Source organism: Rhodoferax ferrireducens, from assembly GCF_003347515.1.
Taxonomy (GTDB): domain Bacteria; phylum Pseudomonadota; class Gammaproteobacteria; order Burkholderiales; family Burkholderiaceae_C; genus Rhodoferax.
In genome coordinates, this window is sequence record NZ_QEII01000313.1 from 26900 (window position 1) to 49160 (window position 22261).

The 22261-nt window shown below is 62.5% G+C and carries 15 protein-coding genes; 8 read left to right on the top strand and 7 right to left on the bottom strand.

What is annotated here, in order from left to right:
* The first annotated feature begins 3 nt into the window (after positions 1-3).
* The 6 genes from C5P05_RS25850 to C5P05_RS25875 all read left to right on the top strand — a co-directional run bounded on the left by C5P05_RS25850 (position 4) and on the right by C5P05_RS25875 (position 6965).
* Positions 4-1257 (top strand): type II secretion system F family protein, encoded by a 1254-nt coding sequence (locus tag C5P05_RS25850; protein ID WP_114972741.1) that lies wholly within the window; start codon positions 4-6, stop codon positions 1255-1257.
* Between the two features lie 10 nt (positions 1258-1267).
* Complete coding sequence (locus tag C5P05_RS25855) at positions 1268-3355, top strand: hypothetical protein (RefSeq protein WP_114972742.1); 2088 nt, start codon at positions 1268-1270, stop codon at positions 3353-3355.
* Positions 3352-4548: a type II secretion system protein gene (locus C5P05_RS25860; RefSeq protein ID WP_114972743.1), complete on the top strand. Its 1197-nt coding sequence runs from the start codon at positions 3352-3354 to the stop codon at positions 4546-4548. The genes C5P05_RS25855 and C5P05_RS25860 overlap by 4 nt, the downstream gene beginning before the upstream one ends.
* Entirely contained in the window at positions 4545-5729 is a 1185-nt protein-coding gene (locus C5P05_RS25865; protein WP_114972744.1) for a prepilin-type N-terminal cleavage/methylation domain-containing protein, read from the top strand. Before C5P05_RS25860 ends, C5P05_RS25865 begins: the two co-directional genes overlap by 4 nt.
* A gap of 14 nt (positions 5730-5743) precedes the next feature.
* Positions 5744-6505 (top strand): type II secretion system protein, encoded by a 762-nt coding sequence (locus C5P05_RS25870; protein ID WP_114972745.1) that lies wholly within the window; start codon positions 5744-5746, stop codon positions 6503-6505.
* A 70-nt stretch (positions 6506-6575) separates the two neighbouring features.
* On the top strand, positions 6576-6965 hold the full coding sequence (locus C5P05_RS25875; RefSeq protein ID WP_114972746.1) for a surface-adhesin E family protein: 390 nt from the start codon (positions 6576-6578) through the stop codon (positions 6963-6965).
* A gap of 153 nt (positions 6966-7118) precedes the next feature.
* Here the strand turns inward: C5P05_RS25875 and htpG are convergent, their stop codons facing one another.
* Positions 7119-9128 carry a molecular chaperone HtpG gene (gene htpG / locus C5P05_RS25880; RefSeq protein WP_114972747.1) on the bottom strand — a complete coding sequence of 670 codons (2010 nt, stop codon included), beginning with the start codon at positions 9126-9128 and terminating at the stop codon, positions 7119-7121.
* 131 nt (positions 9129-9259) lie between these two features.
* Positions 9260-10516, bottom strand: coding sequence for an ice-binding family protein (locus C5P05_RS25885; RefSeq protein ID WP_198674867.1), 1257 nt, complete (start codon positions 10514-10516; stop codon positions 9260-9262).
* A gap of 471 nt (positions 10517-10987) precedes the next feature.
* Between C5P05_RS25885 and C5P05_RS25890 the strand changes: the two genes are divergently transcribed.
* The gene (locus C5P05_RS25890; protein ID WP_198674868.1) at positions 10988-15115 is read left to right on the top strand and encodes a PAS domain S-box protein; all 4128 of its coding nucleotides are present in this window, start codon (positions 10988-10990) and stop codon (positions 15113-15115) included.
* Between the two features lie 15 nt (positions 15116-15130).
* Positions 15131-16282, top strand: a complete 1152-nt coding sequence (locus C5P05_RS25895; RefSeq protein ID WP_114972749.1) for a response regulator — start codon at positions 15131-15133, stop codon at positions 16280-16282.
* A 54-nt stretch (positions 16283-16336) separates the two neighbouring features.
* Here the strand turns inward: C5P05_RS25895 and C5P05_RS25900 are convergent, their stop codons facing one another.
* From C5P05_RS25900 to C5P05_RS25920, 5 genes are all read right to left on the bottom strand, one after another.
* Positions 16337-17515: an acetate/propionate family kinase gene (locus tag C5P05_RS25900; RefSeq protein WP_114972750.1), complete on the bottom strand. Its 1179-nt coding sequence runs from the start codon at positions 17513-17515 to the stop codon at positions 16337-16339.
* An 11-nt stretch (positions 17516-17526) separates the two neighbouring features.
* Positions 17527-18948: a bifunctional enoyl-CoA hydratase/phosphate acetyltransferase gene (locus tag C5P05_RS25905; RefSeq protein ID WP_114972751.1), complete on the bottom strand. Its 1422-nt coding sequence runs from the start codon at positions 18946-18948 to the stop codon at positions 17527-17529.
* Positions 18949-18990: 42 nt separating this feature from the next.
* The gene (gene fabI / locus C5P05_RS25910) at positions 18991-19770 is read right to left on the bottom strand and encodes an enoyl-ACP reductase FabI (protein WP_114972752.1); all 780 of its coding nucleotides are present in this window, start codon (positions 19768-19770) and stop codon (positions 18991-18993) included.
* Between the two features lie 102 nt (positions 19771-19872).
* The gene (locus C5P05_RS25915) at positions 19873-20310 is read right to left on the bottom strand and encodes a hypothetical protein (RefSeq protein ID WP_114972753.1); all 438 of its coding nucleotides are present in this window, start codon (positions 20308-20310) and stop codon (positions 19873-19875) included.
* Complete coding sequence (locus C5P05_RS25920) at positions 20300-22138, bottom strand: PHA/PHB synthase family protein (RefSeq protein WP_114972754.1); 1839 nt, start codon at positions 22136-22138, stop codon at positions 20300-20302. Before C5P05_RS25920 ends, C5P05_RS25915 begins: the two co-directional genes overlap by 11 nt.
* Positions 22139-22261 lie beyond the last annotated feature (123 nt).

A 22261-nucleotide genomic window follows, 5' to 3' on the forward strand; every position in this document is an offset into this window, starting at 1 on the left:
GCCATGAATACCTACGCCTACCGACTGTTGCTGGCCAACGGACGCACCCGTTCCGGCATGCTGCGCCTGATGGTGGAGCGCGACCTCTCCGCCCGGCTCTGGCTGGAGCGACATTTCGATGCCGTGGTGCTAAGCCTTTACCGCTTGCCGAACTGGCTGGCGGTCGTATTGGGCGCCAGCGGCAGCGTGACCGGGCAGACGCTGCCGCCCACCGAATTGAGTGGCCTGCTGCGCGACCTGGCGGTCATGACCCGGGCGGGTGTGCCCATCCTGGAGGGCCTCAAGGCCATGGCGGCCGAAACCGACAGTTCGCAACGGCGTATCGCGGCCACCGCCCGCCTGCTGATCTCGGCGCTCGACGCCGGGGCCTCGATCAGTGAGGCCTTTAATCGTTATCCGAATATTTTTCCAGAGTCGGTGCGTAACCTGATGGCCATCGGTGAAGAGTCGGGCACCATCGACCGCATGCTGCTGGAGGCGGCCGAACACATTGAACGCATGACGACACTCGGGCGCAATATGCGTCAGGCTCTGATTTATCCGGCGTTTGTGTTCGCGACCATTCTGGGCGCCGCCCTGTTCTGGATCTATTACGTGATCCCGAATCTGGCGCAATTGTTTTCGCAGATGCAGGTCAAGCTGCCGGCGATCACGCGTGGCGTGATGCAGTTGTCCAAGTGGCTGGAGGGCAACGCCCTGCCATCGTTCATGCTGATGGCCGTGCTCGTGCTGGGCATCTGGCTGCTGCTGAAGTTCAACAAGAAAACGCGCAGGCTGCTGTCCAGCCTGGCCCATCGATTGCCCATCGCCCGCGTGCTGGTCACAGCGTCCGGCATGGCTTTCATCACCGAGCATCTGGCGATCATGATTGCCGCCGGTGTCGACATCATGCGCAGCCTGGGCGTGCTGGAGCGCGCCCTGTCCGACGAGTACTACCGGGAGCGCATCAACAAGGTGCGGGTGGCGGTGGACCGCGGCGAGTTGCTGGGCGCAGCGATGCAACAGGTGGGCGGATTTCCGCCGATGGCCTTGCGCATGATTGCGGTGGGCGAGGAGACCGGCTCACTCGATACCCAGCTCAAACACCTGGCGCAGGAGTACCGCCAGCGCCTGGCGCAGTTGATCGGGACCTTGTCCGAAATCATCAAGCCGGTGGTCATCCTGGTGGCCGGCACCTTCTTCCTGCTGCTGGTGGTGGCCTTGCTCTTGCCGATTTACGATCTGGTGCGCCAGGCGTCACTTGCGCCCATGCACTGATCAGATGAGCATGTTGAGCCACCGATTCACCGGGCGCAGAGGGGCCGGAAAAAGCAGAGGCCGATCGCAACGCGGCTTCTCGCTGTGGGAGCTGGCGGTGCTGGTGGGTCTGCTAGGGCTCGGCATGGCCGCTGGATTCGTTTTCCTGAAAGCCCAGGAGATCAGCCAGCGGGAAACCGAGCGCACCGCGCTGCTGGCCGCGGCCGATCGGGCAGTGGTGAACTTTGCCGCCATCAACGGCTATTTGCCGTGTCCCGATACCACCGGGAGTGGCATTCAAAACTGCGCCGTGGGGGTGCACCAGGGCTGGTTGCCCGTCGCCACGCTGGGCCTGGATGCGAGCGCCCCGGCGCGCGGCGTGACGCGCCTGCGCTACATCGCCTACCGCGGGGCCGGTGCCGACCTGACGACAGGGGTTGACCGATTCAATCCCGCCCGCTGGGACTTTTACGCCAGCCCGTCAGCGGGCACCCATTTTGGCGCGTACGATCCGGCGCAGATCAGCGTCGTGGATTTGTGCCGGGGCTTGATCCTGGCCAGCGGCGACCCCGCCAATACCACGACGGCCCATATTCCCGGCGCTGGCGCCGCCGTGGTCAACGTGGCCTATGCACTGGCCGACGGCGGCAGCGACCTCGACGGTGATGGCAATGTGTTTGACCTCCCCGTGAATACCCTGGCCGCGCCCGGGCTGGACCTGCCTACGCGTCCGGCCGACGCCAATTACGACGATCGTGTGGTGGCGCATGGTTTCTCGGACCTGTCGAATCTGCTCAACTGCGCCACGGCGACCCGCAGCCTGGACGCCATGGGGCAAGCTGTCGAGGTGAACAACGAGGTGAGAAGCCAGGCCGAATCGGCCCGATTGGTGGCCATCGTCATGAGCGTCGTCAACGGCGTGAAGGCCTTGATTCAAACCATCAAGCTGATCGCCTCGGGTGTCGCCCTGGCCACCGCCATTTCGACCTTGGTGGCGGCTGCCTCCGCCCTGGCGGGCGCCATTGGCACCTGCTTTGTCCTGGTCGGCTGTGCCTTGATTCCGGGGTATGCGGCAGCTGTGGCCTCAGCCGCCACCGCCGTGGTGTTGGCGACCACCACGGTGGCCTTGAACGCCGCCGCCGTGGCCTATCACGTCACGGCCACGGTGCAGACAGCCCTGGTGGCGCAAAAAGCATCGGCCGCCGTGGACCCCAGCTCGGTCAATCTGGCGGACTTGCTGGTGCAGGTGCAGCAAGCAGCCGCTGACGCGGCGGTCACCGCCGCTGCATCCAACATCAAAGCCAACGCAGCCGAGGCACAGGCTGCTACAGCGTTGACCACTTATAACAATGCCGTGACGGATGTTCGCAATAAATGGCACAGCTACAACGCTGGTTTTTCGTGGCGCGGCGTGGCAGACCCCAGCCCGAAACCGACAGGGTGGGTCCGCCCCGTGGATGTGGACCCGGGCGACGCCAAATTGAACGCGGTGATCAACAGCTACAAGACCTACGCTGACGCCAAAGAGGCGGCTATCCGGGCCGACGGGCAATACAACAGTGACGTCAAAAACTACAACTATGTTGTCGCCCAAAACGTCGCGGCCAAGGCTGATGCAGAAGCCAATCCGACGGACCAGACCAAGCAACAGTTTTATGCCCTGACCCTGACGCCGGAGGCGCAGTCCTACTTGGCCAATCTGCTGGCCGTGCGGGACCAGTCCGCGATCAACCGGCAGACCGCGATCAACACCCGAGATACGGCAAAAACCGCCTACGACGCGGCCAAGGCTGCGCTGCTGATCGCTTACCCCGAATACGTTAATGATGGATTTTTTGATGCTTTTGGCACTTGGGTCTACGTCTTTTACGGTGTGAACTTGATTGACACCATGACGACTGCCTACGACACGTATTTATCGAAAAACCTCATCGCCAAGGAAGAGCGCAAGGTCGCCACGATTGACGCCAAGAATGCCACCGATGCAACGAACGCGATAACCGCATTGCAGGCGGCCATTGCCGCCCAGCAGGCCAATGGCACGGCCGGCGCCATCGTCGTGCTGCAAGGGGGAGAGGCGATTCTGAAGGCAGCCGATTTGCGGGGGGGTGTCAAATGAAATGGCCATCTCGGCGCGCCGCGATGCGCGGTTTCTCTCTGATCGAACTGGCCGTGGTGATGGCGGTGATCGGTGCCCTGGGCATGGTGTTCTGGCAGTTCTTGCCGCGCATCAGGAGCCTGCCCGTGATTGCCCGTCTGACGGCGCCCACGCTCAGTCGGGCCGAGGACGCCCTCAACGGCTTCATTCTCGCCAACAGCCGTCTGCCCTGTCCCGATACAAGCGGCACGGGCGTGGAGGACTGCAGCGTCACCGCCGGCGTGGCACTCCCGGTCATCGGCGGGCTGCCGTTCAAGACGCTGGGTCTGAGCTTTCTGTCGGAACGGGTACGTTACGGCGTGTACCGCGCACCGGCGGTATTGCCTGCCACCGTGACGACTGATGCGGATCTGACAGTCTTGCTGGATCGCCATCAACCGCTGCTGCCGCCCGGTGTCACTTCAACGGCATCGAACGGCCTTGATTTTTGCGCTGCGTTGCGCAATCTCTCGGCCGCGGCCGCCGCCGTGCCCCCGCCCGTAGCGGTGCTAGGCGCCAACATGGTGTTGAACGCAGCCCAAACCGTGCCGATTGCCTATGGCCTGGCCGTGGCCGGCGCCATCGATGCCGACGGCGACGGCGCGCGCTTCGACGGCGTGAATGTCGTGGCCGGAAGATTTGCCGCCAGCGGCACGCCCCACAGCGCCACCTACGACGACCAGAGCGTCACCGTCGGCATCACCGAACTGTTCACCCGCCTGGGCTGCGCCAGCCGCCTGGCCGAGGCCAACAGCGCAGCGCGCGCCGCCTTTGCCGCCTACGATACCGACCAGTTTGCGACCCGCTACATTGGTTTTCGCAACTTTGCCATTCGCGTGCGCGACATGAATGTGACCGCGGCCAATGTCGGCATTGCCATTTCGACCGCTGACCTGGCGATCGCCGTGGGCGCCAGTTGGTCCGGTGTCGCCTTGGTCGCCGAGACCGCGGGTGCGGCCGGTGCGGCCGTCACGGTCCCGGCCGTGGCCGCCGTGGTCGCCGCTACCGCAGGCCTCGCGGCGGCCGTTGCCAGCAAAGTGCTGGCCGATCAAGCCCTGGTTTTTGCCCACTCCCAGCTACCACCGGCGCAGGCGTTCAAGGTGGCAACGGCTGCCGATTTGTTGGCAGCGGGCACGCGGGCCACCGCGCTGGACTTGAAGGGCCTGCTGCCATGAAGCGTCATTCTTCCCACGGCTACACGCTGATCGAACTGGCACTGGCCATGGTGGTGCTGGGCATGGTGATGGTGATGGTGTGGCGTTTTGGCGTGACGGCCAACCAGCGCATGGTCGAGATCGAAGCGCCGCCGGCATTGACTGCGGCTGATCAGGCCCTGGTAGGTTATGCCGCCGTCCATAGTCGCTTGCCCTGTCCCGACACCACAGGGGATGGCGTGCAGGACTGTGGCGGGAACGCGGTGGGCAATTTGCCGCTGGTGACACTGGGCCTGATGCGCGCCGATTTGCGCGGTGTGCGCTATGGCGTGTTTCGCGCGGCGCAGGCCGATCCCCGGCTGGATGCCGATCTGGCTGCCAGTCCGGCCCTCAAGCCGGCCCTGGACCGCTTCGCGCCTTTGATTGCCATGGGCCATCCCGTGGCCGTGCTGTCTCCCTCGCCCTTACTGGGGAACATCAATGGCATTGACTTTTGCACCGCACTGCGTTTGGGTGGGGCGCTGGCGGCGAGCAACACCCGGCTGCATGTCCAGGATGCCGCTGGCGCCACCCTCAAGAATGTGGCTTATGCACTGGCCTTGCCCGGTGCGATGGATGCCGACAACAATGCCAACCTGTTCGACGGCGCCAACGCCAGCGCGACAGGTTTTGCCAGCCCCGCGCGACCCATTGACACGACTTATGACGATGTGGTGCTGGCGGTGGATTTCAGCCAGATGTTTTCCCGCATGTCCTGCGCCGGGATCTTGGCGGCGGCATCCCACGCCCATGCGAATACGGCCAGCGCAGCCGCCATTCTTCAGTCCGCTTTTAAGGACTACGACGTCCAGTTGCACCTGGCCGACGAAATGGCGCAGGCCAAGGTGTCGTCGGCCACAGCCGGTACATTTTCGGCCGCCGCGGGCATCCCCAAGGCCGGCGCCACCATTGCCATTGCCATCGCACAGTCATTACTGAGCATGGGCGCCACTTCACCCACCATTGCCATCGCGGCGACGGCGGTGGCGTTCAACGCGGCGGCCACGATCAGTGCGGGCGTGGCGCTGGGCCTGGCCATCGACGCCAAGGCGATCTCGGCGCAACGCATCGTGGACTTTGCCCCGCTGCTGACAGATGCCGGCGTGCTGTCCACCAGCATTCTCACGCACGCACTCGCCGCCGACGCTGCTGAGATTTATTAGGAATGAGGAAAACAATGCAAGCAAATCATGCCGCTCGCTCCCCGCGAGCGCGTCCGGCCCCTACGTCCACCAGACGCCGGGGGCAAGCCGGTTTTTCAATACTGGAGCTGTCTGCTGTGCTGGTGGTCATCGGACTGATCGTCGGCGCCGTGACGATTGGCCGGGACGTGCAGCGCAATGCCGTGTACCAGCGCATTGCCAGCGACTTTGTGCAGGGCTGGGCCATTGCCTATGACAGCTTTTTCACTGGCACGGGCCGCCCACCCGGTGACAGCGCCGTGGCACCGACGGGCATCGTCAACGGGGCGATTGCTGCGCCAAGACCACAGCTATGCGGGGCTGACCTGCTCAACGCAATGCAGGCGGCCGGTGTGGACTTGCCGACGGGCCGGACCGAGGGCGCCGCCGACCGCTACGTTTACCTGGACAGCAATGGCAACCCGCAAGAACTGACCATATGCTTTTCCAATGAGGCCTGGAGCGAGCCGGGCGCTGCGGTAGGCACTTTCGTGACGCGACCACGCAATGTGATGGTGCTGAACGGCATGACCCCGGCCCTGGCCACCCTGCTGGACAACTCTTTCGATTCGCATGTCGATGCCACTTTTGGCCGGTTTCGCGAGCAGGCGCAGGCCAACAATGTCAATGCCAATCATCCCGGCCTGGCTTGGAGCCGAGATGATCGTTTTGGCTTTGCGGATGCGGTGGTGCCGGTCGCACCCCAGGATGAGGCGCAGGTGGGGGTGGTCAACGCTTTCCTGAAAATGACGCGCTGAGCCAGAGGGCGGCGCCCGTTTGTGCGACCATCTGCCCTGTTGTCATGATTTTGAATGCGCAGGTGTTTGTATGAACAGCAAGTGGTTGATGTCCTTGCTTCTGGTGGTCAGTTGCGGCCACGCGGGGGCTGAGTGGGTCAAAGTGTCCAGCAACGAGTCGTCGACCTTTTACATGGATACGTCCATATCGAAAAAGGTGGGCGCCAACGTCATGATCTGGGTGGTGCGTGACCATGCAAGTGTTCAATACGGCGAGTCCGGGCCCTACCTCTCGTCCAAAGATCAGATTGAAGTCGACTGCGGCGGGCGGCGAATCCGCAGGATCTATTCATCCGACCATCCGAAACACATGGGCGAGGGAAAGTTCGTGCATTCCGAGCATGGCCCCATGAGCTGGAACGATGCCTCACGCGGTACCGTCGTCCAACGGATCGTGAATATCGCTTGTGCCCATGGCTGAGCGTCAAGGGTGGCAGACGCACGGCGCCATCCACGAAAAAGCCCGGCCAGTCGGGGTCCGACCAGCCGGGCTTGACAGCCCGCATTTACTATTATTTTAATAGCTGCTTACGCAATTAATACGCGGGCTAGAGGCCGATTTAATCAATAAATATCAGACCAGCAGCGCATTCACCCGTTTCACATATGCCGCCGGGTCGGCCGGCAGGCCGCCTTCGGCCAGCAGCGCCTGATCGAACAGGATGTGGGCCAGGTCGTTGAAGTGCACCGAGCCGTCGAGCTTTTTCACCAGCGGGTGTTCGGCGTTCACTTCCAGCACCGGTTTGATGTCCGGTGCCGCTTGACCGGCCTGCTTGAGCATGCGCGCCAGTTGCGTGCTCATGCCGTCGTCCTGCACCACCAGGCAGGCGGCGCTGTCCACCAGGCGGGTGGTGACGCGCACGTCCTCGGCCTTGTCCTTCAGCGCTTCCTTCAGCTTGGCCAGCAAGGGCTTGAAGGACTCGGCCGCTTCCTCGGCCGCTTTCTTTTCGGCTTCGTCCTGCAGCTTGCCCAGATCGACCGCGCCTTTGGCGACGGACTGCAGCGGTGTGCCGTCAAAATCGTGCAGGTAGTTCAGCGCCCACTCGTCGACACGGTCGGTCATCAAAAGCACTTCGATGCCTTTTTTCTTGAACACTTCCAGCTGCGGGCTGTTTTTGGCCGCGGTCGCGGAATCGGCGGTGATGTAGTAGATGGCTTCCTGGCCTTCTTTCATGCGCGCTTTGTAGTCGGCAAAACTGACGCTGACCGTGTCGGTGGTGTTGCTGGCAAAACGCAGCAGCTTGGCCAGGCGGTCCTTGTTGGCATAGTCTTCGCCCAGGCCTTCTTTCAGCACGGCGCCAAACTCACTGTAGAACTTGCTGTATTTGCCGGCATGGGCGGCGGCTTCGGCCTTGTCTTCTTCGCTCACGACGTCGGTCACCGCTGCGGCAGAGTCGGTCACGCCATCGGCCGGTTTTTCGGTTTCCGGCAGCTTGTCGTTTTTGGCCAGGTCTTCCAGCATGCCCAGCACACGCTTGGTGCAGCCTTCACGAATCGCCTTGACGTCGCGGCTTTCCTGCAGCAATTCCCGGCTCACGTTCAGGGGCAGGTCGGACGAGTCGACCACGCCCTTGACAAAGCGCAGGTAGGTGGGCAACAGCGCTTCGGCGTCGTCCATGATGAAAACGCGCTTGACGTAAAGCTTGACGCCAGCCGACTTCTCGCGGTTGTACAGGTCCATCGGCGCCTTGCCCGGGATGTACAGCAGCTGGGTGTACTCGGTGCTGCCTTCGACCCGGTTGTGGGTGTGGGCCAGCGGCGCTTCAAAATCGTGGCTGATCTGTTTGTAAAACTCGGTGTATTGCTCGGGCGTGATGTCCTTCTTGGCACGCGCCCAGATGGCGCTGCCCTTGTTGACGGCTTCCCACTCGCCGGTCTTGAGCATGGCGCCGGGCTGGCGGCCGCCGTTTTCATCACTGGCGTTGATCAGCTCGCCGTCTTTCCATTCTTCCTTTTCCATCAGGATGGGCAGGCTGATGTGGTCGGAATACTTGTTGATGATGCCCTTGAGTTTCCAGGCTGACGCGTAGTCCAGCGCGTCGTCGCGCAGGTGCAGGATGACGCTCGTTCCCCGTGCCGGACGGTCAATGGTTTCGACCTCAAAGTCGCCGGCGCCACCGCTGATCCAGCGCACGCCCTCGGTCGTTTTCATGCCGGCGCGGCGCGACTCGACCGTGATCTTGTCGGCCACGATGAAGCCGGAATAAAAGCCGACGCCGAACTGGCCGATCAGCTGCGAATCCGCCTTCTGATCGCCGGAGAGCTTGCTGACGAAGTCCTTGGTGCCGCTCTTGGCAATGGTGCCGAGGTGGTCGATGGCCTCCTGCGCGCTCATGCCGATGCCGTTGTCGGTGATAGTCAGGGTTTTGGCGTCCTTGTCGAAGGACACCTTGACCGTCAACTCAGAGTCGGCCTCATACAGGCCGCCGTCGTTGATGGCCTCATAACGCAGCTTGTCGCAGGCATCCGACGCGTTGGAGATCAGCTCGCGCAGGAAAATCTCCTTGTTGGAATACAGCGAGTGGGTGACGAGGTGCAGCAGTTGCGCTACTTCGGCCTGGAAGGAGAGGGTTTGTTTGGTCATGTTGGTCTTGAAGGTCTGACAAAGAAAAGAGGAGGTCGGCGAGCCGCCACCCGCCGCCGCCGGAAACCCTCAATTATGGGCGAAGCCCCTCGCTTTCAAGAGCCGGTGAAGCGCGAGGTATTCCTGCGTCCTTACGGGGTTGGCTGGGCCACCACGTTCTGATCGAGCGTGACGGCCGTCTGCGCCAACAGCCTGCCATTCATGGAGGCACCGGTTTTCAGGGCGATCATGGTTTTTGCCAGAATGATGCCTTCAAAGTGGGCCGTCGTTCCAATGGCCACCACGTCCGCCGCTTGCCAGAAGACATTCTTGGCCTGTGCGCCACCGGCCAGGATCACTTTCGTCGCGGCAGCCTGGGTCAGCGTTCCCGCGATCTGGAGAATCCAGACGTCGTTGGGACCACCCGAAAGCGTCACATCCGTGCTGATTGAAACGCCGGTGCCCCATTTGTAAAGGCCCGGCGCAAGGGTGCGTCCGCCAATTTCTCCGGCGCCCAGTTCAATGAAGTCGGGCAAAGCGCGGCCGGCGGCGTCGACACTGGCGGTTTCCATGTCGCCGACTGCCGTGGTCATGTAGCCGGGAATGGGCGCCGTACTGTCGGCGGCGTAGATACGTCCGTGCACCTGGTCCGATGTCGAAAACATGGTCGAACTGTCTGCCGTGACTGAAAACCCGGTGATCGCGGTGTGTGCAATAGGACTCACGCCTATATTGCCGGTGACGACCGAGTTGGGAACGGTTGAGATGCCTGACTTTGACAAAATCGCGAACTTGCGGGCGCTTCCGAGGTTGACCGGCGCTTGGGCCGTAGACGCGATGGCATTGGTGGTGAAGCTCCAGGCTGTGGCGTTGGCGATGGCAACGCCATCGGCGTTCTTCGCCGCAGCGCTCACGGAGGCGAAATAGCGCGTGTTCGGGGTCAGCGTGGCCGCAGTGGGCGTAAAGCGTGCCACCGTCTTTGCGGCATTCATGGCAACCGTCCCGACCACGTTGTGGCCGTTGCTGGCCTTGAGCCTGAAGGTGGGCTGCGTGCCGGCCGGGGACGAATTGATCGTTGCCGGATCCATCGGCTGACTGAAGCTGACGGTCACCACCGTGCCGCTCACCACGTTGCTGCTGCTATTGGCGCTGGTCGGCACATGGGTGGCGTAGTTACCCGGGCTCGCGGCAGCCACCTCGGGAATGGCGTGCCGGTCGCCCAGCGTGTCGCCATCATCCGTTAAGTTGTTAGTACCCGCCAACATCTGTTTGCTCGCGCCATCGGCCGTGGGCTCATCGGTTCCTGCGCCGCCACCACAGCCGGCCACCAACATGGCCAGCAGCAATGCCGTCAACCAAATCAGCGGTTTGAAGATCAGTGATCTGAATAAGCGTTCGATGTTGTTCATTTGCTTTCCTTCCTTCATTTGAGCCCGCAAAATACGGGCAAATAGCCAATCCCGGGTGGGTTCGGCCCCTGATGCGCTGTGCGAGGTTTCGCCGTTGATTTTGTTGACGGCGATGGAGGTAGTTCTTGTGTTGGATGAGCCAGGCGACCCGCTTGCCGGAGACGAGCACTCTCGGCTGGGACGCACATCATTATTGAATTATTAACGCTTCATTAAGTAACATCTGCGTTACAAACGACCTCACTGTTGCGTAACATTTTCGTAACAACTACGTCGGTAAATCCCCATGCTTGGCTCAATTGCCTTGCCTTGTGTGCGCTAGCGCACGGAGCGTGGCAGGCTTATTCCCTACAGTCTGAAGTGGTTTGCCAACATCACGCCGCTGCCTCCATTTCCCCGCCTGCAAGTCGACAAGCCCGAGGGTGCTGCTGATTTGAGAAGACCTTGTTTCAGGTCATGGACAAATTTGCCTTGAAATCTACTCATAAAATTATTGCTTCACTTGCGGGCGCCGCCCTGCTGCTTGCGCTGGGGGTCGGGGTCTTGTTCTGGTCTTTCAACCAGATCGAGGACGCCGCCGAGATGCGCAAGCGCACCCATGGGGTACTCAACAGCGCGGACGATTTGTTGTCTGCCTTGAAAGACGCCGAGACCGGTCAGCGGGGCTATTTATTGACCGGTGATGAGGCTTTTCTGGCGCCGTATCTGGCCGTGCGCGATGACCTCAGCGGCCATCTTGATGCCTTGCGCCTGCTGACCTTGAGCCGCACTGGCGACAAACATCTGGACGCACTGGCGCCCTTGATCGATGCCAAATTGGCGGAGATGTCGCGGCTCATTGCCTTGCGGCGCAGCCATGACGTGGCAGCCGTCCTGAGCCTGGTAAGCGGGGGTCAGGGGAAGCGCTTGATGGATTCGATTCGGGCCGAGATGCAGGGCTTCATCCAGCTGGAAGAAGGCGTGAGGGCGCAGCGCGAAGCAGCGTTCCAATCGGACATGCGCCGCATGTTTGGCCTCATTGTGGCCGTCAGCGTGCTCGCGTTCTTGCTGGCACTATCCTTCGTCTATTTGATCCACCGGGAATCACGGCAGCGGCTCAGGAATCTGGTTCATCTCGAAACACGGCATTTGCTCGAGATTCAGCAAAAAACGAACCACGAACTGCAGCAGGCCAATGCCACCTTGCAGGTCAGCGAAGAAAAACTCGCCGTGACGCTCTACTCCATCGGTGACGGCGTGATCGCTACCGATGCGCAAGCGTGTGTGACGCTGCTGAACCCGGTGGCAGAGCAGCTCACCGGCTGGACCCAGGCGCAAGCCAGCGGTCGCCCGGTGGATGATGTATTTCACATCATCAACAAAGACACCCGTCACCTGGTCACGATCCCGGTTGCCGCCGCGTTGGCGCATGGCACGGTGCAGGGCCTGGCCAACCACACGGTACTGATTTCACGCGATGGCAGTGAACGTGATATCGCCGACAGTTGCGCGCCCATTCGCGATCGCGATGGTCAAGTGGTCGGTGCCGTGCTGGTGTTCCGCAATGTCACCGAGGAATACGCGGCGCAGCAGGCCTTGCGCGACAGTGCGGCCCTGATCCAGACCATACTGAATACCGTGGTGGACGGCATCATCACCCTGCATGCCAGCGGTGGCGTCGTCGAGACCGTGAACCCGGCGGCGGAGCGAATGTTTGGCTATGCGGGAGCCGAACTCATTGGACAAAATTTCAGTCTGCTGATACCGGAGCTGGATCGGGATCTGCGTAGCGGATCTCTTGCGTATTGCAGCCCAAGCGATGAGGCACACGCCGTCGGGCTCGGGCGCGAAGTCATGGGGCGGCGCAAGGATGGCAGCTTTTTCCCGATGGAGCTGGCGCTCAGCGAGATGCGGTTGGGCGAGCGGCGTTTTTTCACCGGAATTTTGCGTGACATCACCACGCGCAAGCAGGCGCAAGCCGAGAAGACGCGGCTCGATCAGCGCCTGAACGACCAGCAGTTCTATACACGCTCTCTCATCGAATCCAATATCGACGCCCTCATGACGACCGATCCTTCCGGCATCATTTCTGACGTCAACCGGCAGATGGAGTCGCTCACCGGCTGTACACGCGACGAACTGATCGGCGCGCCGTTCAAGAATTACTTCACCGATCCCGAGCGGGCCGAGGCCGGCGTCAAGCGGGTGCTGAGTGAAAAGAAAATCACCGACTACGAACTCACCGCCCGTGCCAGAGACGGCAAGGAAACCGTGGTGTCCTACAACGCCACCACCTTCTATGATCGCGAGCGCCGGCTGCAGGGCGTGTTCGCGGCGGCGCGCGACGTGACGGAACGCAAACTGCTGGATCAGGTGTTGCAGGAGAAGAACGTCGAACTGGAGAGCGCCCGCGCGGTGGCCGAAAAGGCCAACCTCGCGAAATCGGATTTCCTCTCCAACATGAGCCACGAGATTCGCACACCGATGAACGCCATCATCGGCATGTCCTATCTGGCACTGAAGACCGAGATGACGCCGCGCCAGCGCGACCACATCATGAAAATCAAGGGCGCCGGCCAGCATCTGCTTAGCATCATCAACGATATTCTCGATCTCTCGAAAATCGAGGCCGGCAAACTGACGGTCGAGCACACCGAGTTCGAACTGGAGAAAGTGCTCGACAACGTCGCCAACCTGATTGCCGCAAAGACCGCCGCCAAGGGACTGGAGCTGGTGTTTGACGTGGACAAGAATGTGCCGGCCCGGCTGATCGGCGATCCGCTGCGACTGGGGCAGGTTCTCATCAATTACAGCAACAATGCCGTCAAGTTCACCGAACAGGGCGAGATTGACATCATCATCCGCATCAAGGAACAGTCCGACCAGGATGTGCTGCTCTACTGCGCCGTGCGCGATACCGGCATCGGCCTGACGCAGGAGCAGATGCGGCGCTTGTTCAAGAGCTTTGTGCAGGCCGACACTTCGACCACCCGCGAATTTGGCGGCACCGGCCTCGGGCTGGTCATTTCCAAAAGGTTGGCCGAACTGATGGGCGGAGAAGTGGGTGTGGACAGCGAGGTCGACATGGGCAGCACCTTCTGGTTCACCGCGCGCCTGGGCAAGGGCGTCGGCCCGCAACGCAAGCTGGCGCTGTCGGGCGACCTGCAGGGCAAGCGTGTGCTGGTGGTGGACGACAACGAGAACGCCCGTCTGGTGTTGGGTGAGCTGCTCGGCAACATGAATTTGCAGGTCGACCAGGTGGCGTCGGGCCAGGCGGCCCTCGGCGCCGTGGCAGGTGCCGAGGCGCAGGGAGCGCCCTACGAGATCGTCTTCCTCGACTGGCAAATGCCGGGCATGGACGGTATCGAGACGGCCAGGCGGCTCATGGCGCTTCCGCTGGACCGCCTGCCGCACATGATGATGGTGACCGCGTACGGCCGCGAGGAAATCATCAAGGGCGCGCAGGAGACGGCCATTGAAGAGGTGCTGATCAAACCGCTGAATGCCTCGGTGCTGTTCGACAGCGTGGTGCGGGTGCTGGGCGTTGTGGTGGATGGCCCGCGAACGGCCCGGGACGCGCCGACTGACACCGTCGAGCAACTCGCCACCATCAGGGGCGCCCGCATCCTGCTGGTGGAGGACAACGGGCTGAATCAGGAAGTGGCAACCGAACTGCTGCGCGATGTCGGCTTCGTCGTCGAGGTCGCCGGAAACGGCCAGATCGCGCTGGACAAGGTCAGAGCCGCCGATTACGACATCGTTCTGATGGACATGCAGATGCCGGTGATGGACGGCGTGACGGCGACCCAGGAAATTCGCAAGGAGGCGCGCTTCGATCAGCTGCCGGTGGTGGCGATGACCGCCAACGCCATGCAGGGTGATCGCGACCGCTGCATGGCGGCGGGCATGAACGATCACGTTGCCAAACCCATCGAACCCGAAGACTTGTGGAAGGCCCTGCTGAAATGGATCAAGCCGCGGCGGGCTACGGCAGTGACGGCAGAGCAGAAGTCACAGGGGGCGCCGGACGCGGATTTGCCCTCCGCCATCGAGGGGCTGGACATGGCCACTGGCCTGCACCGCGTGCTGGGCAAGAAGTCGCTCTATCTCTCGATGCTGCGCAGGTTCGCCGCCGGACAAAAGTCCGCCGTCGCCGACATCCAGGAGGCCTTGGTGAACGACGACCACGCCACGGCCGAACGGCTCGCCCACACCTTGAAAGGCCTTGCCGGCAACATCGGTGCAAGCGGCCTGCAAGCGTTGGCCGAACAGCTGGAAACCGCGATCCGGGAAGCTCAGTCCGACAAGACAATCCATGATCGGGTCACCCAGCTTAAAAAGCCACTCAACGACCTCATCGAACAGCTGGCGCTGAAGTTGCCGCGGGAAGCAAGCAAGACCGTCATGACGGTCGACCCGAAGAAGCTCCAGGCGGTCTGTGACCAGCTTACGGCGCTGCTGGCCGACGACGACGCGCAGGCGAGTGACGTGTTGGATGCGAATACGGACCTGCTCGATGCGGCCTTCCCCAGGCACTTTCGCAAGATCGACCACGACATCCGGTCATTCGATTTCGAGGCGGCACTGGCCGCGCTTGGGGCCGCCCGCACAACCCTCTAACTGAAGGCAATCCCCATGGACGGACTCCGTTACACCCCCCAAGCCACGATCCTGGTCGTCGACGACGCCCCGGATAACCTGGCCCTGATGAGCAGCCTGCTGAAGCAGGACTTCAAGGTGAAGGTTGCCAGCGATGGCGAGAAGGCGCTGAAGATCGCGGCATCCGAGTGGCCGCCCGACCTGATCCTGCTTGACATCATGATGCCAGGCATGGATGGCTATGAGGTATGCCAGCGACTCAAGCACGATCCCAAGACCATGAACATTCCAGTGATCTTCCTCACCGCCAAGGCCGAGGTAGAGGACGAGAAGAAAGGGCTGGAACTCGGCGCGGTCGATTTCATTTCCAAGCCCATCAGTCCGCCCATCGTCATGGCGCGCGTGAAGAACCATCTGGCACTCAAAGCCACGGCTGACTTCCTGCGCGACCAGAACGACTATCTCGAACTTGAGGTGGCGCGGCGCACCGGCGAGGTGACCGCGATCCAGGACGTGACGATTCTCATCATGGCGTCGCTGGCCGAGACGCGCGACGCCGACACCGGCAACCATATCCGGCGCACACAGTTCTACGTCAAGGCGCTGGCCGAGCGGCTGCGCGACCACCCGCGTTTTGCCTGGTTCCTGACCGAGAGCAATATCAAGCTGCTATTCAAGTCGGCGCCGCTGCATGACATCGGCAAGGTGGGTATTCCTGATCGCATTCTGCTCAGGCCAGGCCGCTTCGAACCCCACGAGTTCGACATCATGAAGACGCATACGACGCTGGGCTATGACGCCATCGTGCAGGCCGAGCAGGCACTGGGAATCAACGTCGATTTTCTTTCCTTCGCCAAGTCCATCGCCCTCTCGCACCAGGAAAAGTGGGATGGCAGCGGCTATCCACAGGGGCTCCGTGGTGACGATATTCCGATTCCGGCACGCCTGATGGCGGTGGCTGATGTCTACGACGCGCTGATCTGCCGCCGCGTGTACAAGAAAGGCATGTCGCACGAAAAGGCGGTGCAAATCATGATCGAGGGCCGGGGCACGCATTTCGATGCCGACATGATCGACGCCTTTGTCGAGATCCAGGAGGAGTTCCGCGCCATCGCGCAACGCTTTGCCGACTCCGATGCGGATGTGGACAAGAAACAGGACTTTCTGGCGCACGCCGACCTGTGCTAGCTCAGCGGCTTCAGCCGATGGAAACTGCCGCCAGAGGGGGCTTGAGCTGACAGGTCAGATCAAGCCCGCCGCCTCCTGTGCCGCCACGCGCCCTTCATCGGTGGGCACGACCCACACTTCCACGCGGCTGTCCGGTTGGTGAATCGCCAGCACCTCGTTGCCGCTGGCCTGCTGATTGAGCAGCGGGTCAATCTGCACCCCCATCCAGCCCAGCCGCTCGCACACATGGGCGCGCAGCACACTGTCATGCTCGCCAATGCCGCCACTGAAGGCCAGCACATCCAGCCCGCCCAGACAGGCGGCCAGCGCGCCGGATTCGCGCACCACGCGGTGGGTAAACAGGTCGATCGCCCGCTGAGCGGACGCGCTCCCATCGGCGCGCAGGCGGCGCATGTCGGCGGAGATGCCCGAGACACCGAGCAGGCCGCTTTGTTTGTACAGCAGGGTTTGCAGCCGGCCATGGTCCCAGCCCTGTTCCATCAGGTACAGCAGCACGCCGGCGTCAAGCGAACCGCTGCGCGTGCCCATCATCAGGCCGTCCAGCGCCGAAAAGCCCATGGTGGTGGCGCGGCTGCGCCCGTCCAGAGCGGCGCACAGGCTGGCGCCATTGCCCAGGTGCGCCATCAGCACGCGGCCGCCGGCCTGGGTGCTGCGCTGCTGCAACACGCCCATGATGTACTGGTAGGACAGGCCGTGAAAACCGTAGCGGCGCACGCCCTGTTCGGCCAGCGACTGCGTCAGGGCAAAGCTGTAGTCCACCTCGGGCAGGGTGGCGTGAAAGGCGGTGTCAAAACACGCGACCTGGGGCGTGGCGGGAAACGCTTTTTGAAACGCCCGGATGCCCTGCAGATTGTGCGGCTGGTGTAGCGGCGCCAGCGAATTCAATTGCGCCAGCCGGTTCAGCACGTCCTCGGTGACCCGGACGCTGGCCGAATAATCGCGCCCGCCGTGCACCACGCGGTGGGCAATGACCTGGATGTCGGGAATCGAAGATTTGCGCGTCAGCAGTTCGCTCAGGCTGCGCAGCGCCTCGTCAAACGGGTCGCCGGCCGTGGCGGGCAACGGCAGGTTCTTCTTCTGGCCCTGAAAAGTCCAGTCCAGCACCGGCGCGCCGCCGGGCTCCAGGCCCTGGATGCAGCCGGTGAGCACGCTGGGCTGCACCGCGCCATCTTGCAGCGTGTGGATGGAAAACTTCAGCGTGGAGGAGCCGGCATTGACGGCAAGAATGGCCATGGCTCTGCTTCTTACCAGGGTTGGCGCGGCTGGTCGCGCCGGGCGTTGTGGGCGGCCAGCTGGGCCAGCAGCGCCGAGGCGACCCGGTTCATGGGGCCGTCGGCCCGGCTGGTCAGGGCGATCGGCACGCGCGCGCCCAGCACCAGGCCAGCGCCGCTGGCACCCGCCAGGTACTCCAGCTGCTTGGCCAGCATATTGCCCGACTCCAGATCCGGCACCACCAGAATGTCGGCGTCGCCGGCCACGGCCGATTCGATGTGTTTGACCTGGGCGGCGTGCAGCGAGATGGCGTTATCAAACGCCAGCGGGCCATCCAGGATGCCGCCCTTGATCTGGCCCCGGTCCGCCATCTTGCACAGCGCGGCAGCGTCGAGGGTGGAGGGAATATTGGGGTTGACGGTTTCCACCGCCGACAGAATGGCGACCTTGGGGGTTGCCACGCCCATGATGCGGGCGAAGTCGATGGCGTTCTGGATGATGTCGACCTTCTCCGCCAGGGTCGGGCGGATGTTGAGCGCGGCGTCGGTGATCAACAACGGCTTGGGGTACAGCGGCACATCAAAGCGGAACACATGCGACATGCGCCGCCCGGTGCGCAAGGCGGGCTGGGCCAGCACGGCGTGAATCAGCTCGTCGGTGTGCAGGCTGCCTTTCATCAACACCTCGACCTCGCCTTTGGCCGCCATGTCGGCGGCCAGTTCGGCGGATGCGTGGCTGTGCGACGCGGGGATGATCTCGACGCCGCTCAGGTCAATGCCGGCCTCTTGCGCCAGGTGGCGGATGCGGAGCTCCGGGCCAATCAGCACTGGCACGATCAGGCCATAGCGGGCCGAGTCCATGGCGCCGCTGAGCGATTCGGCATCGCAAGGGTGCACCACGGCACAGCGCACCGCGTCCAGACCTTTGCTGCGCGCCAGCAGCTCCTTGAAGCGGGCTTCCGGGTCAAACAACTGAATCAGCGGCGCATTGACGCGCGGCAAGCGCACCTTGACCGAGGGCGCCAACACCTTGGCCGTGCCGAAGAGCACGCGATCACCCTTCTGGTTGACGACTTCGCAATCGAGTTCAAGCCGCTTTTTGGCGTCGTCCTTGCTCACCACCGTGGCGGTCACGGTGAGCGTGTCGCCGATGCGTACCGGCTTGGTGAAATGCAGCACTTGCTCCAGATAAATCGTGCCGGGACCGGGAAACTGCGTGCCCAGCAAGGCCGAGATCAGGGCACCGCCCCACATGCCGTGGGCGATGACGCCGTGGAACAAGGTGTCGTTGGCGTATTCGGCGTTCAGGTGCGCCGGATTGGTGTCGCCCGAAACGGCGGCAAAAGCCTGGATGTCGGCCAGCGTCAGGGTGCGCAGCAGGCGGGCGCTCTGGCCTACGCTGATCTCGTCGTAAGTGATGTTTTCGATCAGGTCGGTGTTGACGGTGAAATTCATGGCAGTTTTTGTTCTTGCAAGCAGTGCTTGGTGTGGCGGGGGTCAGGCGACGGCGTGGCAGCCGGCATCGACATAAATGGTCTGACCCGTCATGCCCGAGGAGGCATCGGTACAGAGAAAGGTGCAGAGCTGGGCGATCTCAAGCAGCGTCACCAGCCGGCCCAGCGGGGCCTTGCGGATGGCGGTGTCCATCAATTCGTCGAACGCGGCAATGCCGGAGGCAGCACGGGTCAAGATGGGGCCGGGCGACACCGCATGCACCCGGATCCGCTGGGGCCCGAGTTCCAGCGCCATGTAGCGCACCATCGATTCCAGCGCGGCTTTCACCGGACCCATCAGGCCGTAGTGGGGAACGGCTTCGTCGGCGCCGAGATAGGTCATGGTCAGCAGGCTGCCGCCATCAAGCATGTGCGGCGCACAGAGTTTGGCCAGCGTGGCAAACGAGTGGCACGACACCTCCATGGCGCGGGCAAAGCCGGTGCTGCTGCTGTCAATCACCTGACCATGCAGGTCTTCCAGCGGCGCCCAGGCGATGGAGTGCACCACAAAATCGAGTCGGCCCAGTTTGGCGACGGCGTGGTCCACCAGCGCCTGCAACTCACCGGGCTGTTCGACGTCGCACGGCATGAGGTCAATCCCCGCCGCGCGGGTCAGCGGCTCGACAAAGCGCACGGCCTTGGCGTTCAGGCACGAGGCCACCACCTCGGCACCTTGCTGACGCGCCATTTGGGCAGCGCCCCAGGCGATGCTGTGTTCATTGGCCAGGCCCAGGATCAGGCCTTTTTTGCCGGCGAGGCTGAAGGGAGGAGGGTTGGTTGTCATGAAAATATTCCAGGTGAGGGATGCAGTGCGGGGTAGCCAGGGGACCTTGCGGATGCCCCGGCCAGCTTGCCCATTGGAGGCGTGCCGCTTGACAAGCGTGTGTCAGGACTCGTTGAACAGGCGGTCCAGGTTGATGCCATCGGCGCCGGGCTTGAAACCTGCGCGCGTCAAGTGCGCCTCGGCCTCGACCAGTATCCGTCGGGTAGCACTCACACCCACCTCGTCCACGTAGCGCGTTTCGACGCCATAACGCAGCACCAGCAGGCCGCGCAATTCTTCCCACAGGTGGGCGACACGGCGCTCCGAACTCGAATCGGTGCGGGAGGCCCCGCGGCGATCCAGCGTGACCCGGCGCTCCTGCGACACCCGCACGACCTGATGCCGGCTCATCACGCGGACCACCTCGTCGTCACTCTTGAGGGAGACGCCCAACCCAATGGCCAGACGGGCAATACGGGCGTTGAGCGCTTCAAAAGACGATTCCATGTGGTGCAGGCGCTGGATCTGCGGATCACTTTCCGGCAGCGGATCAGTCGGCATAACGCACCATTACATAGTCACCCGGGGCGTCGCACAGCACGTCCGCGGGCTTGATGACAGGCGGCTTCACCGGCTTGCCGGAACGCTCTTGCAGCCAGGCGTGCATGGCTTCCCACCACGAACCTTCAAACAGTGGCGCCTTGGCGACCCATTCGTCGGGTTCGAGCCCAATCTGGTCTTTTTCCGTGACGTCCATTTGGTAGCTGCGGTGGGCATGCCCAGGCTCGGAAACGATGCCCGCGTTGTGCCCCCCGGCGGCCAGAATGAAGGTGATCTGGGTATCGGTAAGCTGGTGGATCTTGTAGACCGACTGCCAGGGCGAGACGTGATCACGCACGGTGCCCACCACCAGCATGGGGGCTTTGATGTCCATCAGCGTCACCCCCACGCCGCCCACGCGGTAGTGGCCCGAGGCCAGCGCATTGTTCAGGAACAGCGAGGACAGGTATTCCGAGTGCATGCGCTCCGGCAGGCGCGTGAGGTCGGCATTCCAGCTCATCATGTCGTTGCCGACCTCGTCCTGGCCCAGCAGGTAGCGGCGCGTGTTGCGCGACCAGATCAGGTCGCGCGAATTCAAGAACTGGAAGGAACCGGCCATCTGCCGGCCCGACAGGTAACCGGTGCGCGCCATGGCCTGGCGCAGTGTGTTGAGCTGGTCATCGTCAATAAAAACACCCAGTTCACCGGGTTCGCTGAAGTCGGTCGACGCCGCCAGCAAGGTGACGGTGGCAAGTTCGGGCAAGGTGTCCAGCGCAATGCCATCTTCCTGTCGGCGATGGGGGTTGCGCCCGCGCACCCGGCTTTGTGAATCTGGCCCGTCATGACCCAGCGCCGCAGCGACAATGGCCAGGAAGGTGCCGCCCAAGCAGTAACCCAAAGCGTGAATGCGGGATGCGCCGGTGCGCAATTTCACCGCCGCCATGGCCTCCATCACGCCCATCTGCAGGTAATCATGCATGCCCAGGTCACGGTCGGAGGCATCGGGGTTGCGCCATGAAATCATGAACACCGTGTGCCCCTGTCCGACCAGGTAGCGCACCATGGAGTTGGCGGGCGACAAATCCAGGATGTAATACTTCATGATGCATGAAGGCACGATCAGCAGTGGCTCGGGATACACCTTGTCCGTGGTGGGGGTGTACTGGATCAGCTCGATCAGGTGGTTGCGAAACACCACCTTGCCCGGCGTCACCGCCACGTCCTTGCCGACCTCGAAATCCAGTGGGTGGAGCCTATCGCCATCGACGATGCGACGGGCCTTCTGGTATTCCATCAGGTCCTTGGCATAGCTTTGGTAGCCACGGAGCCAACTCAAGCCCAGGGTCTCCCGGCCTTTTTTGAGCACTTCGGGATTGGTGGTGGGCCAGTTCGACGGCGCCAGCGCGTCCAGGGCCTGGCGATTGAAAAAGCTCACCATGTGCTGGTGGTGACTGGACACACCGTCGACGTGGGTGGACTCACGCCACCAGGTCTCGCTGGCCTTGAAACTCTCCTTCAGGGCGTTGAAGGGCCACTTGGCCCAGCCGGGGTCACTGAAGCGTGGGTCCATGTCGGGCACCGGCTTGTCATCGGCATCGACGCCTGGCGCGCAGGGCAGGGAATTCCTCAAGGCCTGTTGTGAAAGCGCCGCCGCTTGCTGGGCCAGCAGCAGCTGCCGGCCGGGCGAAGTGGCCAAATGCATGGCCCAGTCCGCATAAGCCAAGGTCAGCGAAATGGGAGACAAGCCCAGGTTGGCCTTGGCCAGTTGCGCATGAAAAGCTTCGTCGATGGACTTGGCAACGTCGCGTTGCCGTTCAAGCGGCAAGACGGGTGAAGTTGGTTTTTCCATAGCAATGACCTTGAATCCTGTGGGATGGGAGAAGTTCTAGTATGCACGGGTAAACCCCATATCACCTGACACAAGTGGTAACACAAAACCCATAATATTGATTCAGATCAACTTTTGAAACCA